At 73.0% G+C, this 14592-nt stretch carries 15 protein-coding genes and 1 tRNA gene; 8 read left to right on the top strand and 8 right to left on the bottom strand.

Going from position 1 to position 14592, the window contains the following annotated elements; translation table 11 throughout:
* The first annotated feature begins 110 nt into the window (after positions 1–110).
* A complete protein-coding gene (locus DEJ47_RS11055) occupies positions 111–848 on the top strand; it encodes a Tellurium resistance (RefSeq protein WP_150167335.1) in 738 nt (245 codons plus the stop codon).
* A 15-nt stretch (positions 849–863) separates the two neighbouring features.
* Here the strand turns inward: DEJ47_RS11055 and DEJ47_RS11050 are convergent, their stop codons facing one another.
* Positions 864–1715, bottom strand: coding sequence for a TerD family protein (locus tag DEJ47_RS11050; protein WP_150167332.1), 852 nt, complete (start codon positions 1713–1715; stop codon positions 864–866).
* Positions 1716–1961: 246 nt separating this feature from the next.
* Here DEJ47_RS11050 and DEJ47_RS11045 point away from each other — a divergent pair, with 246 nt between their 5' ends.
* Genes DEJ47_RS11045 through DEJ47_RS11030 form a run of 4 tightly spaced genes read left to right on the top strand, consistent with a single transcriptional unit; the run spans position 1962 to position 6753 of the window.
* Positions 1962–3146, top strand: coding sequence for an HpcH/HpaI aldolase/citrate lyase family protein (locus DEJ47_RS11045; RefSeq protein ID WP_150167330.1), 1185 nt, complete (start codon positions 1962–1964; stop codon positions 3144–3146).
* A 14-nt stretch (positions 3147–3160) separates the two neighbouring features.
* Positions 3161–5713 (top strand): phosphoribosyltransferase, encoded by a 2553-nt coding sequence (locus DEJ47_RS11040; RefSeq protein ID WP_150167328.1) that lies wholly within the window; start codon positions 3161–3163, stop codon positions 5711–5713.
* On the top strand, positions 5710–6531 hold the full coding sequence (locus tag DEJ47_RS11035) for an HAD family hydrolase (RefSeq protein ID WP_150167326.1): 822 nt from the start codon (positions 5710–5712) through the stop codon (positions 6529–6531). Before DEJ47_RS11040 ends, DEJ47_RS11035 begins: the two co-directional genes overlap by 4 nt.
* Positions 6532–6540: 9 nt before the next feature.
* A complete protein-coding gene (locus tag DEJ47_RS11030; RefSeq protein WP_150167324.1) occupies positions 6541–6753 on the top strand; it encodes an FmdB family zinc ribbon protein in 213 nt (70 codons plus the stop codon).
* A 94-nt stretch (positions 6754–6847) separates the two neighbouring features.
* On the opposite strand, the gene DEJ47_RS11025 is transcribed toward DEJ47_RS11030, so the two are convergent.
* The 4 genes from DEJ47_RS11025 to DEJ47_RS11010 form a co-directional block, all read right to left on the bottom strand.
* Positions 6848–7807: a sugar kinase gene (locus tag DEJ47_RS11025; protein WP_150167322.1), complete on the bottom strand. Its 960-nt coding sequence runs from the start codon at positions 7805–7807 to the stop codon at positions 6848–6850.
* Positions 7804–8499 carry a bifunctional 4-hydroxy-2-oxoglutarate aldolase/2-dehydro-3-deoxy-phosphogluconate aldolase gene (locus DEJ47_RS11020; protein ID WP_150167320.1) on the bottom strand — a complete coding sequence of 232 codons (696 nt, stop codon included), beginning with the start codon at positions 8497–8499 and terminating at the stop codon, positions 7804–7806. Before DEJ47_RS11020 ends, DEJ47_RS11025 begins: the two co-directional genes overlap by 4 nt.
* A gap of 323 nt (positions 8500–8822) precedes the next feature.
* Positions 8823–10295, bottom strand: a complete 1473-nt coding sequence (locus DEJ47_RS11015; RefSeq protein ID WP_150167318.1) for a hypothetical protein — start codon at positions 10293–10295, stop codon at positions 8823–8825.
* A gap of 77 nt (positions 10296–10372) precedes the next feature.
* Entirely contained in the window at positions 10373–11248 is an 876-nt protein-coding gene (locus DEJ47_RS11010; protein WP_150167316.1) for a DUF4097 family beta strand repeat-containing protein, read from the bottom strand.
* A 198-nt stretch (positions 11249–11446) separates the two neighbouring features.
* Here DEJ47_RS11010 and DEJ47_RS11005 point away from each other — a divergent pair.
* Positions 11447–11518 (top strand) — tRNA-Val (locus DEJ47_RS11005).
* A 270-nt stretch (positions 11519–11788) separates the two neighbouring features.
* Entirely contained in the window at positions 11789–12679 is an 891-nt protein-coding gene (locus tag DEJ47_RS11000; protein ID WP_150167314.1) for a PRC and DUF2382 domain-containing protein, read from the top strand.
* A 125-nt stretch (positions 12680–12804) separates the two neighbouring features.
* Here DEJ47_RS11000 and DEJ47_RS36395 read toward each other — a convergent pair whose 3' ends face one another.
* Complete coding sequence (locus tag DEJ47_RS36395) at positions 12805–13113, bottom strand: hypothetical protein (protein ID WP_161236499.1); 309 nt, start codon at positions 13111–13113, stop codon at positions 12805–12807.
* A gap of 81 nt (positions 13114–13194) precedes the next feature.
* Positions 13195–13551, bottom strand: coding sequence for a hypothetical protein (locus DEJ47_RS10990; RefSeq protein WP_150167312.1), 357 nt, complete (start codon positions 13549–13551; stop codon positions 13195–13197).
* A 117-nt stretch (positions 13552–13668) separates the two neighbouring features.
* On the opposite strand from DEJ47_RS10990, the gene DEJ47_RS10985 reads away from it, so the two are divergent.
* Positions 13669–13896: a DUF2277 domain-containing protein gene (locus DEJ47_RS10985; RefSeq protein ID WP_150167310.1), complete on the top strand. Its 228-nt coding sequence runs from the start codon at positions 13669–13671 to the stop codon at positions 13894–13896.
* A 69-nt stretch (positions 13897–13965) separates the two neighbouring features.
* On the opposite strand, the gene DEJ47_RS10980 is transcribed toward DEJ47_RS10985, so the two are convergent.
* Positions 13966–14592, bottom strand: a complete 627-nt coding sequence (locus DEJ47_RS10980; RefSeq protein WP_150167307.1) for a DedA family protein — start codon at positions 14590–14592, stop codon at positions 13966–13968.

Below are 14592 nucleotides of genomic sequence, written 5' to 3'. Positions count from 1 at the left end.
GTGACGACGGCCAAGGCGAGGAACGCTCTGTGCGGGGCGGCCGTCGAGGAGATGTCCTCATGGCCGCCCCGTCGGTATTCGTAGGCGGCACAAGGGCACTTGGGGGCGGAATGTCCTTCTGGGACGGACTGTGGCGTGGGCGTTCGACGGACTATGAATCGGGCAGCGCCGCCACCAACTCCATCGAACTGACCAAGCGGCACCCGACGGTCTCGCTCTCCAAACAGGGCGCGGCCACCGGCAACCTGCGCGTCAACCTGTCCTGGCAGATGCGGACGTCCGACCTCATCGGCAAGCCGCGCGGCGGCGGCCTGCTGCGGCACCCCCTCCAGATGTTCCGGCCCGAGCCGGTCCAGGCGCACACGCAGAGCATGGTCAACGTCGACCTCGACCTGGGCTGTCTGTACGAGCTGGCCGACGGCGACAAGGGCGTGGTGCAGCCGCTGGGCCACTTCCTCGGGAGCCTCAACTCCCCGCCGTATGTGAAGGGCAGCGGCGACGACCGGTTCGGGTCGGGCTCGGGCGAGACGCTCTACGTGAACCTCGACCACCGCGAGGCGATCAAGCGGCTGCTGGTCTTCGTGTACATCTACGACCAGACGCCGGCGTTCGACCGTACCCACGCGAAGGTCACGCTCTACCCCAGCAACGGCCCCCGGATCGAGATCGACCTGGACGAGCGGCAGCCGCAGGCCCGCTCGTGCGCCGTGGTCTCCATCGAGAACGTCAAGGACGAACTGATCGTGCGCCGCGAGGTCAAGTTCGTCTACGGCTTCCAGGCCGAGCTCGACCGGCTGTACGGCTGGGGGCTCCAGTGGGGCCGGGGCTACAAGTCCAAGGTGGGCTGACCCGTGCGGGCCCCGTCAGCGGGACAGGAACTGCGGCCCCTGCGGAGGCAGCCGGAAGTTCGGGTCCGGCATCGGGGCCACCGGCTGCGGATAGCCGTACGACGGCTGGGCGACGGGGGCCGGCTGCACGACCGGGGTCGGCTGGGTGGGCGCGGCCGGCGGATAGCCGTAGGAGGGCTGGGGCGCCGGGTGCCGGGGCGGCTCGGGCGGGTAGCCGTACGAGGGCTGCGGCGGCGACTGCGGGGCGGGCTGGTGCTGCGGCATGGGCTGCTGGGGCGGCAGCGGGAAGGATGCCGAGGGCGAGGGCTCCGGAGCCGCGGAGTCCGAGTCGTCCACGGAGATGCCGAAGTCGGAGGCGAGGCCCTCCAGGCCGTTGGAGTACCCCTCGCCGAGGGCGCGGAACTTCCAGCCCTCGCCACGGCGGTAGAGCTCCCCGCAGATCAGCGCGGTCTCCTCACCGGTCTGCGGGGTGATGTCGAAGTGGGCGAGCGGCTCGCCGTCGGTGACGGTGGCGTCGTACAGCAGGATCCGCAGCGCCGGCACGTGTTCGAAGGCGACGCCCTCCGCCGACGCGGCGAGGAGCACGCGGCTGACGGCCGGGTCCATGCCCGCCAGGTCCGTCTGGATGGTGTCCGTCAGACCCTCCGCGGTCCGCTTCTTGCCGAGCCGCCAGACCTTGCCCGCCGGGTGGCGCGGCTGGTTGTAGAAGACGAAGTCCTCGTCCGAGCGCACCCGCCCGTCGCCGCCGAGCAGCAGCGCCGACGCGTCGACGTCGGGGACGCCCTGTCCGGGGGTCCAGCGCAGCACGGCCCGGACGGCCGAGGCTTCGAGAGGGACGTTCGACCCCTTCAACATCGCGTGCGTCATGCGGTCATCCTGCCTTCCCCCGCAGGGGTGGGACAACGCGGGGGGCCCAAGGTCCCGGCCGCGTCACCATGCTCCTGACCTGCGGGTGGTGCGAGCGTGCGACGGTTGTGTGGTGAGCATGTGTGACATGGCCGGGTTACCTGAAGTTCATGCCCGGAGGGAACCCCCGGCACCCGTCTCTACGTACTATTACCGGCCACATCAGAACGGCCCACGTCGACGAAACAGGCGATAGCAGGGAATCACATGCGTCATTTCGGGCATATCGCCCCAGAGGTGCGGCACCGCCTCTTCCACCGGGAGCCGTGTGCCTTCACCGCGGACTCCCCGCCCCACCTGCTCGCGCCCGCCCTGGGCGCCACGCTCTACAGCCCGGCCACCCGTCCCCGGCTCGCCGAGGACATCCTGAAACAGGCCGCGCGCGGTGTGGTCTCCATGGTGGTCTGCCTGGAGGACTCCATCGACGACGCCGAGGTCGCCGACGCCGAGGAGAACCTGGTCCGGCAGTTCGCCGACCTCGCGGAGCGGGGCGTCGAGCCGCCGCTGCTCTTCATCCGGGTCCGCGCCGCCGAGCAGATACCCGACCTGGTCCGCAGACTCGGCCCGAGCATCCGGCTGCTGTCCGGATTCGTCCTGCCCAAGTTCACCGAGGAGCGCGGCGTTCCGTTCCTGGAGGCGCTGATGGCCGCGGAGGCGGAGCTTCCGTCGGGGCCGGACGGCCCGGCGCGGCGGCTCTTCGCCATGCCCGTCCTGGAGTCGCCCGAGCTCCTCCACCTGGAGAGCCGCGCCGAGACCCTCTCCGGCATAGCCCGCACCGTCGACAAGTACCGCGACCGCATCCTCGCGCTGCGCCTCGGCGTCACCGACTTCTGCTCGGCGTACGGACTGCGCAGGCCGCCGGACATGACCGCGTACGACGTGCAGATCGTCGCCTCCGTCATCGCCGACGTCGTCAACGTCCTCGGCAGGGCCGACGGCACCGGCTTCACCGTGACGGGACCGGTCTGGGAGTACTTCCGCGTACAGGAGCGGATGTTCAAGCCGCAGCTGCGCCGCAGCCCCTTTCTGGAGAGCCGCGCCGAGGAACTCCGCCAGGCCCTCATCGAGCACGACATGGACGGCCTGCTCCGCGAGATCGAGCTCGACCGCGCCAACGGTCTGCTCGGCAAGACCTGCATCCACCCCTCCCACGTGCTGCCCGTGCACGCGCTCTCCGTGGTCAGTCACGAGGAGTTCAGCGACGCCGAGGACATCCTGCGCCCGGAGCGGGGCGGCGGCGGGGTCCTGCGCTCCTCGTACACGAACAAGATGAACGAGGTGAAGCCGCACCGCGCCTGGGCCGAGCGGACCCTGCGCCGCGCCGAGGTCTTCGGCGTCGCCAGGGAGGACGTCGGCTTCGTGGAGCTGTTGACGGCCGGGCTGCCCGGCTGATGAACAAGAGGGACATGACGCACATATCTGAGAACGAGAACGAGAACAACGAGGACGGGAACGCGGTGCCGGACGCGCCGGTGTGGTCGGGGAGCTGGGTCGCCGAGCGGCTCGGCGTCGTCCTCGACGGCGACGACGCGCTGCGCGGCATGCTCGGCCTCGCCCTGCGCCGCAACCCCAAGCGGGCCCACCTGCTGGTGTCGAACGTCCTGGGCAAGCACGTCCCGCAGCTCCCGTCGGTCGTGTACGCGGCCGGGCACGACCTCGGCGTCCGGGTGCGGAACCTCCTCGGCGACGAGGAGGCCGGGCGCGCCGTCGTCCTCGGCTACGCGGAGACCGCGACGGGCCTCGGCCACGCCGTCGCCGACGGCGTCGCCCTCGCGCCCTACCTGCACTCCACCCGGCGCCCCGTCGAGGGTGTCGCGCGCGCGGGCGGCTTCGAGGAGTCCCACTCGCACGCCACGTCGCACCTGCTGCTGCCCGAGGATCCCCGGCTGCTCGCCGGGGACGGCCCGCTCGTCCTCGTCGACGACGAGTTCTCCACGGGCAACACCGTCCTGAACACCGTCCGCGCCCTCCACGAGCGCTTCCCGCGCGAGCGGTACGTCATCGTGGCGCTCGTCGACATGCGCTCGCCGGAGGACCAGGGGCGGCTCGACGGCTTCGCCCGCGAGATCGGCGCGCACGTCGACCTCGTCGCGGCCGCGTCCGGCACGGTGCGGCTGCCCGACGGCGTCCTGGAGAAGGGGCAGGCGCTGGTCGCCGAGCACGAGGGCCACGCGGGTCACGAGGACGCTGCCGCGCTGCCCCTCCCGCAGCCCCGGCAGGGGCGCGGCCCGATCGGTCACGTCGACCGCGTCGGCCGTGTCGAGCTCGGCTGGCCCGCGGGTGTCCCCGACGGCGGGCGGCACGGCTTCACGCCCGCGCACCGCGCGGCCCTCGACGCGGCGCTGCCCGGCATGGCCGCCCGGATCGCGGACGCGCTGCCGGAGAGCGCGCGCAGCGGTCGCGTACTCGTCCTCGGCTTCGAAGAGCTCATGTACGCGCCGCTGGCGCTCGGCGTCGAGCTGGAGCGGCGTACCGGCGCGGAGGTGCGGTTCTCCACCACGACCCGCTCACCCGTCCTCGCCGTGGACGACCCCGGCTACGCGATCCGCACCCGCCTCGCCTTCCCCGCGCACGACGATCCCGCCGACGGGCCCGGCACGCGGTACGCCTACAACGTCGCGGGCGCCGGCTTCGACGCGGTCGTCGTGGTCGTGGACTCGGTCGCCGACACGCCCGAACTGCACGCCCCGGACGGGCTGTTGGCGCAGCTCGCCGCACACACCGGACACGTCCTGCTGGCCGTGGTCCCGTCGTACACACCTGAGTGCGCACCTGAGCACGTCTCCGAAAGGTCCCGCATGCTTCCCGAGCCACTCCGTGGCCCCGCCTTCTCCTCGTACGCCCCCGAAGACGTCGGCTGGCTGCTCCAGGACCTCTCGGACGTGACGCTCGAAGCGCCCACGGAGGAACGCGAGGAGGCGATACAGAGCGGTGGCGCGCACTACGCCGAGTCGCTGCCCGTCGAGTACCAGCCGAGCGAGCGCTACCAGGAGCTGTTCCACGCCGCGCTCGACACCTCGGCCGCGCGCATCGCGCACGCCGTCGGCACGGTCACCGAGACGGTCCTCGCCGAGCGGTCGCCGCGCCCGGTCCTGGTCTCCCTGGCCCGCGCGGGCACGCCCGTCGGCGTCCTGATGCGCCGCTGGGCCGCGCACCGGCACGGCCTCGACCTGCCGCACTACGCCGTGTCGATCGTCCGCGGCCGCGGCATCGACGCCAACGCCCTGCGCTGGCTCGCCGCCCACCACGACCCGGCCGACATCGTCTTCGTCGACGGGTGGACCGGCAAGGGCGCGATCACCCGTGAACTCGCGGACGCGGTGCGGGAGTTCGAGGCCGCGGGCGGTCCCGCCGGCTTCAGCCCCGAGATCGCCGTGCTCGCCGACCCCGGCTCGTGTGTCCGCACCTACGGCACCCGCGAGGACTTCCTCATCCCCTCCGCCTGCCTCAACTCCACGGTCTCCGGCCTGATCTCGCGTACCGTCCTCCGCGCCGACCTGGTCGGCCCCGACGACTTCCACGGCGGCAAGTTCTACCGCGAGCTCGCCGACGCCGACGTGTCCCGGCACTTCGTCGACGCGGTCGCCGCGCGCTTCGACGAGGTCGCGGACGCGGTGGACGTACGCGTCAAGGAGCTGCTCTCGGCCGACCGCGCGCCGACCTGGGAGGGCTGGGCGGCGGTCGAGCGGATCAGCGAGGAGTACGGTATCCACGACGTGAACCTCGTCAAGCCGGGCGTCGGCGAGACGACGCGCGTGCTGCTGCGCCGCGTGCCCTGGAAGATCCTGGCCCGCAAGGGCGCGGGCGCGGACCTCGACCACGTGCGCCTGCTCGCCGAGCAGCGAGGCGTGCCGGTCGAGGAGGTCGACGAACTCCCTTACACCTGCGTCGGGTTGATCCACCCCCAGTACACGCGCGGTGCGACGGGCGCGGACGGCAAGGCGGTGTCGTCCCGATGACCCCGACCCCGACAACTGTTGTCGCCAGCGACCTCGACCGCACCCTCATCTACTCCACCGCCGCGCTCGGCCTGACCATGCCGGACGCGCAGGCGCCGCGGCTGCTGTGCGTCGAGGTGTACGAGGGCAAACCGCTGTCGTACGTCACCGAGACCGCCGCAGGACTGCTGGCGGAGCTGGCCCGCACGGGCGTCTTCGTGCCGACCACGACGCGCACGCGCGAACAGTACGGGCGCATCCACCTCCCCGGCCCCGCGCCGAAGTTCGCGGTCTGCGCCAACGGCGGGCACCTGCTCGTCGACGGCGTGTCCGACCCCGACTGGCAGGCGACCGTCGCCCGCCGCCTCGCCGCGGAGTGCGCGACGCTCGACGAGGTCCGCGGCCATCTGGTGCGGACCGCCGACCCGGCGTGGCTCCTCAAGGAACGCGTCGCCGAGGACCTCTTCGCGTACCTCGTCGTCGAACGGGCACTGCTGCCCGAGGAGTGGGTCAAGGAGCTCGCCGTCTGGGCGGAGGAGCGCGGCTGGACGGTCTCGCTGCAGGGCCGCAAGCTGTACGCCGTACCGAAGCCGCTCACCAAGAGCGCGGCCGTGCGGGAGGTCGCGCGGCGGGCCGGGGCGGACGAGATCCTCGCCGCGGGCGACTCGCTGCTCGACGCGGACCTGCTCCTCGCGGCGGACCGGTCCTGGAGGCCGGGACACGGGGAGCTCGCGGACACGGGGTTCGTGGCGGCGGGGCTCACGGTGCTGCCGGAGCGGGGGATCGCGGCGGGGGAGAAGATCGCCGGGGCGTTCCTCTCTGCGGTGAGGCCCCAGTAGCCTGGGGCCATGCCTCGTTATGAGTACCGGTGCCGGTCCTGTGGTGACACGTTCGAGCTGTCGCGTCCGATGGCGGAGTCCTCCGCTCCGGCGACGTGCCCCGCGGGGCACGGGGACACGGTGAAGCTTCTGTCGACGGTGGCGGTGGGGGGTTCGGCGTCGTCGTCGCCCTCGCCTGCGGCGGGCGGGGGCGGATGCTGTGGGGGTGGATGCTGCGGCTGAGTCGGTGAGCTGCGGGTGCGTGGGGGATGGTCGCCGGGTTCCCCGCGCCCCTGAGCGGTCCACCGCGGCCTGCGCCGCAGCCGTGACCCCGCTGTCAGCGGACCACGGTTCCCGGGTCCGCGGACAGCAGCCGTAGTTCCGCTCTCGTGGGGGCTCCCTCCCAGTCGCCTCGGGAGGCCACCGCGAACGCGCCCGTCGTGATGGCGCGGTCCAGGCGGGTCGCCACGTCCGCGCCGTCGAGCAGCGCCGACAAGTAACCGGCGACGAACGCGTCGCCCGCCCCTACCGCGTCCACCGCGTGGACCTGCCGCGCGGGGGAGTGCAGCGTGTTGTCGGCCGTGTGGACGGTGGCGCCCCGGGAGCCGAGCTTGACCACGAGTTCGCGGATTCCCCCGGCCAGGAGGGTCTTCTCCGGCTCGGGGGAGGCCGTTCTGGCGGACGGGAGGCACAGGGGGAGTTCGTCGTCGGAGGCGATGAGTACGTCGACGTGGGGGAGCCACCCGCACAGCTCCGCCGACGCCTCGTCGGAACTCCACAGACGTGAACGGAAGTTGACGTCCAGGCAGACCTGCGTGCCGTGGTCGCGGGCGAGCCGCAGGGCCCGTCGGCACGCCTCCGCCGCCGACGGGCCGAGGGCCGGGGTGATGCCCGTGAGGTGCAGGACGCGCGGCGCCCCCGCCGCGAACGCCGCGTCCACGGCGTCGGGCGTCAGCCGCGAGCCCGCCGAGCCCGCCCGGTAGTAGTGCACGCGGGTCACGTCGGGCAGCCGGGGCTCGAAGAGGAGCAGCCCCGTCGGCGCCGACGGATCCCGCGTCGCGGCGCCGACGTCGACGCCCTCCGCGCGCAGCGTGCGCAGCACCAGCTCACCGGCCTCGTCGTCACCGACCGCCCCCGACCAGCGCACGGCGTGGCCGAGGCGCGACAGGCCGATGGCGACGTTGCTCTCGGCGCCGGCCACCGACACGTCCATGGAACCGCCCAGCTTCAGGGGGCCGTTGCCGCGCAGGGCGACCATGGTCTCGCCGAAAGTGAGGACGTCGGGCGCGTTGCTCATCGGGTCGCCGCCTCCTCCGTCACCCGTACGAACTCCGCCGCCCGCCCGCGCAGCCCGTCCAGGTCGCCGCCGTCGGCCGCGTCGCCGATCAGCGGTGAGCCGACGCCCACCGCGACCGCGCCGAGCTCCAGGTACGCCTCCGCGGCCACCGCGTCGACGCCGCCGACCGGCACGAACGGGACGTCCGGGAACGGGGCGCGCAACGCCTTGAGATAGGTGGGGCCACCCATCGCCGACGCGGGGAAGATCTTCAGCGCCGTCACCGCCGCCGTGCGGGCCGCGATGACGTCGGTGGGCGTGAGGACGCCGCCGAGCACGGGCAGGCCGAGGCGGACGGCCTCGTCGACGCCCGCGCCGAGACCGGGCGTGACGATGAGGTTCGCACCCGCGTCGGCCGCGCGGTGCGCGTCGTCGGCGGTGAGGACCGTACCCGCGCCGAGCCACGCGTCCGCACCCAGCTCCGCTCGCGCCCGCCGCAGCACGCCGGGCGCGTCGGCACCGCTGAGGGAGACCTCGACGAGGGGAACGCCGGACTCCACCAGCGTCATCACCGTACGGAAGGAGGCGTCGGGGTCGGACCCGCGCACAATGGCGACGAGCCGCCGCGCCCGGAGAGCCGCGAGGAAGGACGGCGAGGAAGGCGAGGGAGGGGAGGACGGAGAGGACGGAGAGGACGGGGCAGAGTCGAACATCTGCCCACATTCGCACAGCCGTTTGCGGCGGAACGACCCGGGTGGCAAGCCCGCCGGTGGGCGACGGCACGCAGTCGTGCGGGGCCTGAGCGAGACGGGGGCGGGGCGCCAGGTGCCGTCAAGGGGCGCGGGGAACTGCGCGATCAGCCACGACGGACCCGCACCCGAGGGACGGCCCCAGGGCTGCGGGGCCTCAGCGAGACGGGGGCGGGGCGCCAGGTGCCGTCAAGGGGCGCGGGGAACTGCGCGACCAGCCCCGACGGACCCGCACCCGAGGGACGCTGCCAAATGTGCGGGGAGTGGCGCGCGGAGGTCCGGCGCCGTCAGGCGCCCTGCCCCCGCTCCTCCCGTATCTGCGCGACCACGCGTGCCACGGTCGTGCGGACCGCCTCGGTCTCGGTCAGGAAGTGCCAGTAGTCGGGGTGGCGGCCCTCCAGGGACGCGACCGCACGGTCCAGGCGGGCCACGGACTCGTCGAGCGGGCGGGCGTGGCGCTGCTCGGGTGTCTGGCGGCCCGCCATCGCCAGGCGCTGCGCGTCCCGGATCGCGAAGCGGGTGCGCTCGATCTCCTGCTGCGGGTCCTTCGACACCGCGTTGAGCCGCTGCAGGCGGTCGCCCGCCGCGGAGACCGCCTCGTCCGTGGTGTTCAGGAGTGCCCGGACCGTGGAGAGGCGCGAGGTCGCGTCGGGCCAGCGCTGCTCGTCGCGCGCCTGCTGGGCCTCCTTCAGCTTGGCCTCGGCCTGGCGCACGTTCTCCGCGGCCTGGTCGGGGACGTGCTGCAGGTCCTGCCAGCACGCGGCGGTGAACCGGCGCCGCAGCTCGCTGAGGACCGGATCCACCTGGCCCGTACGGGTTGTGAGGGCCTGCGCACGGGTGCGCAGCGAGACCAGGCGCCGGTCGATCTCGGCGGCCCGCTCGGGCAGGCGCTCGGCCTCGGCACGCACGGACTCCGCGTCGCGCAGGACGCGGTCGGCGCGCTGCAGCGTCTCCGGTACGCCATGGCGGCCCGCGCCCTGGTTGAGCTTGGTCAGTTCGCGGCCGAGGGCCGCGAGGCGAGCGGCGAGGTCGTCGGCCTTGAGACCGGCCGCACGCACGGAGTCGAGCGCGTTGCTCGCGGCGAGCAGCGTCTGGCGGGCCCGCTCCACCGCGGGTGCGAGCCGGGCGAGTTGTGTCTCCGCCTTGTCGAGGAGCGGCCCGAGGCCCTGCTGGAAGCGCTCCAGGTCCTGCTTGGCCTTGCCCAGCTCCGTCTTCGCGGCGGTGAGCTCGGTCCTCGCGCGGGCGGCGACGGAGGACTCCAGGTCGTCCCGGTCCAGGTCGTGGGCGTCCACCGCGCTGATGTACTGGTGGCTGACCTCGTCGATGCGGTGCCCGATCGCCTCGAAGTCGGAGACGGCGCGCCGGGCCGCGGGCGACGAGTCGACGGCGACGATCGTCTCGATGGAGATGCGGAGGTCGCGCTGGGCGGTGTCCAGTTCGTAGAAGGCCGCGGCGGCGGCGTCCTTCGCGGCCTGCGCCTCGGCCCGCAGACTCTCGCCGCGCCCGCCGAACCAGCGCCGGGTGCCGCCGCCCGCGAAGGCGGCCGGGACGGCGAGGGCGAGCAGGGGCAGGGAGAGGGTGACGGCGGTGACGAGAGCGAGGGTGTCGTGCAGGGGGCCGCGGCGTGCGCGCCTACGGAAAGGACGGGGGGCCCGAGCCGCGGAAACCCCGGCCGCCCCCTGTGCCCTGCCCGTGCCCGGCGCGCTCCCGACCCCTGCTCTGCTGTCCGGTGTGTACGGCTGCGAAGGTGTCGCCGTCACTATCCCTCTCCCGTGCTGTCATCCGCCCTGCCCGGTGTCACATTCTCCCACCGGTTAAGGACGAATACACGGGCCCGTTAGTTCGCGCTGCGCACCGTGACTTTGCCGTCGGCGCTGTGGACGGAGACGTGGTGGGGGCTGCTGTCGTCCTTGGGCACCGACACGTCGACGGCGCTGTCGGAGGTCTCGGTCCGCACGTCGTACCGGACGCGCTCACCGTCCTTCGAGCCCGGCACCGCGATGTCGACGGAACCGTCCTTGCTGCGGGCCTCGACGCGGTCCGGCACGGCGGCCAGCTCCAGCCGCACGGACCCGTCCCTGGCGTCGACGCCCACGCGCCGGGACGTCACGTCGCGCGCGGTGACGGACCCGTCGGAGCTGCGCAGGTCCAGGGCCCCCGTGACCCCCTCGACGGTGATGGCCCCGTCGGAACTGTGCAGGTCGAGCGCGGCGCGTGCGTCCTTGACGGTGACGGAACCGTCCCGCGAACGCACCTTCATGGCGTCCCGGAACCCGCTCGCCGTGACCCGGCCATCCTTGTTCTCGACGTTGACGGAGACCCCGCGGGGCACCTCCACGCGGTGCTTCGCCGAGCAGTTGGCGATGATGCCGGAGCACGACATGCCCAGCTTGAGCCGGTCGCCGTCCATCTCCCACGTCACCTTGGGGTCGCCACCGAGCACGGTCTCGCCGTGGAACCATCGGGTCACCTTCACGCCCTTGGCGCCCGGCCCCGCGGGGACCAGCTCCAGCGACGAGTCGCTGGACTCGACGGTCAGCGTCTTGCCCGCCTGCGTGAACGTCCGCTGCTCCGGCTCCGTGTCGTCGTCGGCGTCCGCCCCGCACGCCCCGACGAGCAGGACGACGGCCACGGTTCCGCCGACGGCGGCGAGGGCGCGGGCGGCGCGTGGGCGACGGGCGTCGCGCGGACGTCGGGTGCGGACAGCGGCCATGACGGACTCCCCCTGGAGATGATCTTGCTCTCTCCGACAGACTCTACGGAACACTCCGAGCCGGGAGGATCCGGGCCGCCACCGGATCCAGGTGGGGTTAACCCCCGAACGCCGCCCTCCCGTCGCCCCGCCCGCCGACGACGCAAAAGGGGTTTGCGGGGCACGGCCTGCGGCAAGGTAGGCTGTCCACTCGTTCCCGGGCGCGTAGCTCAGGGGTAGAGCGCCTCCCTTACAAGGAGGATGTCGGCGGTTCGAAACCGTCCGCGCCCACCGGGTCGTACAGCGGCGGAGCCCCTCACCATCCAGTGGTGGGGGGCTCCGCCGCGTTACCTCGAATGGGCTAACCGGCCGCTCGGCGGCCAGATCGCGCCGATCGCCCCAGGCGTGCCGTCGAAGCGGGTTCGCGGCGCGCTGCGTGTACGTTCCGTCACTTTCCTGGTTGCGGTGTGCCGTGTGGCGGAGCGCGATGGAGGGGAAGCGCGCGTCTGCCGTGGCGAGTAACGACATCGCCCGTCGCGCGCTCCGAGGGAGTGATCACCCATGACGCAGGGCGAAGGCTTCACCAACCCCGACGGGCTCACGGGCCTGACGGCCTACGACCGCACCGGCGAGAAGATCGGCAGCGTCGAGCAGGTCTATCTCGACGACCGCAGCGGCCGCCCCGAGTGGGTCACCGTCAAGACCGGTCTCTTCGGCATGAAGCAGAGCTTCGTCCCGCTCGCCGGGGCCCGCCGCCAGGACGACCAGCTGCACGTGGCGACGACCAAGGAAGCCGTCAAGGACGCTCCCCGCATCGACGCCGACCAGCACATCGAGCCGGGCGAGGAGCACGAGCTCTACGCCCACTACGGGCTGACCCGGCCCGAGTCGACCACCCGCGGCGCGGCCGGTCGTGCGCCGGCCGCCGGGATGCGTGGCCGTGAGGGCATGCGTGAGCGCGAGGGCATGGCGGGTGCGGGAGCGGGCGCGGGCATGGTCGGAGCGGGTGCCGCGAGCCGCTCGACGGGGCGCGACGACAGCAAGTCCGACGAGATGATCCGCTCCGAGGAGCGGCTGCGCGTCGGCACGGAAGAGGAAGTGGTCGGACAGGCGCGGCTGCGCAAGGTCGTCGTCACCGAGGACGTCAAGACGTCCGTGCCGCTGTCGCACGAGGAGGTCCGCGTCGTCCGCGAGCCCATCCGCGAGGGCGACGGCACGCGCGCGACCATCGGCGAGGCCGAGGCCGAGGTGACCCTGCACGCCGAGAAGGCGGTCGTCCGCAAGGAGTCCGTGCCGGTCGAGCGCGTGCGCCTCGAGACGGAGCGGGTCACCGAGACGGAAGAGGTCTCGGACACGGTCCGCAAGGAGCAGATCGAGTACGACCGCGCCAAGGGCGAGCGCGGCGCGAAGGGCGAGGGCTGGCGCGACCGGAAGCAGGGCCCGCGTCACTGACGCGCCGAAGTCTCAGCTCCCGCGTGCGCGCGGACACCGTGCCGGTGTGCCGAAGGCCCCCCGCCGATTCCGGCGGGGGGCCTTCGCGGCGTCGGGCCTGCGTGTCGTCTCGTGGCGAGGCAGGGTCAGCGGCCGGATCCCGGGTGCGTTCTGCGGTACCTGCGGTCCCAGCGTTCCTGACGCTCCTTGCGGATGCGGTAGTCGCGGTAGGTCTTGGGGTAGCCGCCGCCTCCTCCTCCGCTGCCGCCGCCTCCACCCATGCCTCCACTGCTGCTCGCGGCGCCGCTGCCCGAACCGCTCTTCTTGGCGGCGGAGCCGCCTTCGTAGAAGCGCACCAGGTAGAAAGCGAGTGCCGCCGCGGCGAGCCAGAGCAGAGGCTGGCTGAAGCCCAGGCCGAAGAGGGCCAGGATCGCGACGACTATCAGGACGTTCAAGGCTGCACCTCCGTGGCTCGAAGGGGGCTCTCGTGCGTGGCTGGTAGCGAGTCAACGCCCGCCTCCCGCGGCTGTCAATGGCTAGGAGGACAGGGACTCGTCCGGCGTCTCGTGGGCGTGCTTGAGCGCGGCGCGCGCGGCAACGTTGTCCGATCCGGTGACCTGTTCCCAGTACTTGTGGCACGTCACGAAAACGGCCAACTCCCGCTCTTTCGCGCGCAGTTCCTCCACCTCGGCCTGCTCTTCCGGAGTCCACCCCGGGGAGGCGGGGCGTTCCGTTCTGCGCCAGCCGGTGGAGTCGCTGAACCCGTCGTGGGGCTCGACCGACCAGGGCAGGCGTTTGAGCAGCGCCAGGAGCACGGAGCGGACCTGGTGCAGTTCCTCCTGGCCGGCGAGGAGGTCGCTCGGGAAGTCATGGGGGGCTGGGGTGGCAGGCACACCGTAATGGTACTCCTGTTCGAATTAGGTGTGCGAGTGAAGCGCGCGAACGATCGAGCCGGGTTCTGCCAGGGACAGCCGGGGCGCGCGGACGAGGCGCGGTGGCAAGCTGGAGGCATGTGCCGAAGCATCAAGACGCTCCGTCCGCCCGCGATCCCCGAGGACGCCACCGAGGAGGAGATCCGCGCGGCCGCGCTCCAGTACGTCCGCAAGGTCTCCGGCTTCCGCGCCCCCGCCGCCCATAACCGCGAGGTCTTCGACCAGGCGGTGGACGCGGTGGCGAAGGCGACGACGGAGCTGCTGGCGGGGCTGGAGGTACGGGGGGCCGCGGCGCGCGCGTCGTAAGCCTTCGTACGCCAACTCTCGTACGCGAGGTCTCCTGCGCGGGCCCTCGTGCGCGTACGACGCGTCCCGTCAGCCCGCCGTCGTCGTCGGCTTGGGGCGCCGGACCAGGAAAGCCGCACCCGCCCCCGCCGCGAACAGGGCGAGGAGCGAGACGCCCGTCGCCAGCCACGTCGCGCCCAGCCACTGGGCGCCGAAGTAGCCGAGGGCGACGCTGTAGCCCGCCCAGGCCACGCCCGCCAGGGCGGACCAGGGGAGGAACTCGCGGAGCTTGCGGTGGGCCGCGCCCGCGCCGAGGGAGACGATCGAACGGCCGGCGGGCGCGAAGCGGGCGATCACGACCAGGACGCCGCCGCCCCGCGCGAGCGCCGTGCCGAGGCGTTCCTGCGCGGTGGTCAGGCGCCGGGAGCGGGCGATGGCGCGGTCGAGCCGTTCGCCGCCGCGCCAGGCGAGCCGGAAGGCCACCATGTCGCCGAGCACGGACGCCGTGGCCGCGCAGAGCGTGAGCATCATGATGTCGGGCACGGCGTGCGGGACCTGCCCGGCCGCCCCCGTCCCCGCCGCCGCGGCGGCGGTCGCCGACATGATGACGATGACCCCGCTCGGCAGGACCGGCACGAAGACGTCGAACAGGACGGACAGGGCCACGACCGCGTAAATCCACGGACTGCCGGTCAACGCCCCCACAATCTCAAGCAC

The organism is Streptomyces venezuelae (genome assembly GCF_008642355.1).
Lineage (GTDB): Bacteria > Actinomycetota > Actinomycetes > Streptomycetales > Streptomycetaceae > Streptomyces > Streptomyces venezuelae_B.
Note: the sequence above shows the minus strand (reverse complement) of the source record. Positions and strands in the feature narration are given on the sequence as shown.

Coding starts and splice junctions, on each gene's coding strand:
- DEJ47_RS11055 (WP_150167335.1), top strand. CDS start 111: ATGTCCTTCTGGGACGGACTGTGGCGTGGGCGTTCGACGGACTATGAA.
- DEJ47_RS11050 (WP_150167332.1), bottom strand. CDS start 1,715: ATGACGCACGCGATGTTGAAGGGGTCGAACGTCCCTCTCGAAGCCTCG.
- DEJ47_RS11045 (WP_150167330.1), top strand. CDS start 1,962: ATGCGTCATTTCGGGCATATCGCCCCAGAGGTGCGGCACCGCCTCTTC.
- DEJ47_RS11040 (WP_150167328.1), top strand. CDS start 3,161: ATGACGCACATATCTGAGAACGAGAACGAGAACAACGAGGACGGGAAC.
- DEJ47_RS11035 (WP_150167326.1), top strand. CDS start 5,710: ATGACCCCGACCCCGACAACTGTTGTCGCCAGCGACCTCGACCGCACC.
- DEJ47_RS11030 (WP_150167324.1), top strand. CDS start 6,541: ATGCCTCGTTATGAGTACCGGTGCCGGTCCTGTGGTGACACGTTCGAG.
- DEJ47_RS11025 (WP_150167322.1), bottom strand. CDS start 7,807: ATGAGCAACGCGCCCGACGTCCTCACTTTCGGCGAGACCATGGTCGCC.
- DEJ47_RS11020 (WP_150167320.1), bottom strand. CDS start 8,499: ATGTTCGACTCTGCCCCGTCCTCTCCGTCCTCTCCGTCCTCCCCTCCC.
- DEJ47_RS11010 (WP_150167316.1), bottom strand. CDS start 11,248: ATGGCCGCTGTCCGCACCCGACGTCCGCGCGACGCCCGTCGCCCACGC.
- DEJ47_RS11000 (WP_150167314.1), top strand. CDS start 11,789: ATGACGCAGGGCGAAGGCTTCACCAACCCCGACGGGCTCACGGGCCTG.
- DEJ47_RS10985 (WP_150167310.1), top strand. CDS start 13,669: ATGTGCCGAAGCATCAAGACGCTCCGTCCGCCCGCGATCCCCGAGGAC.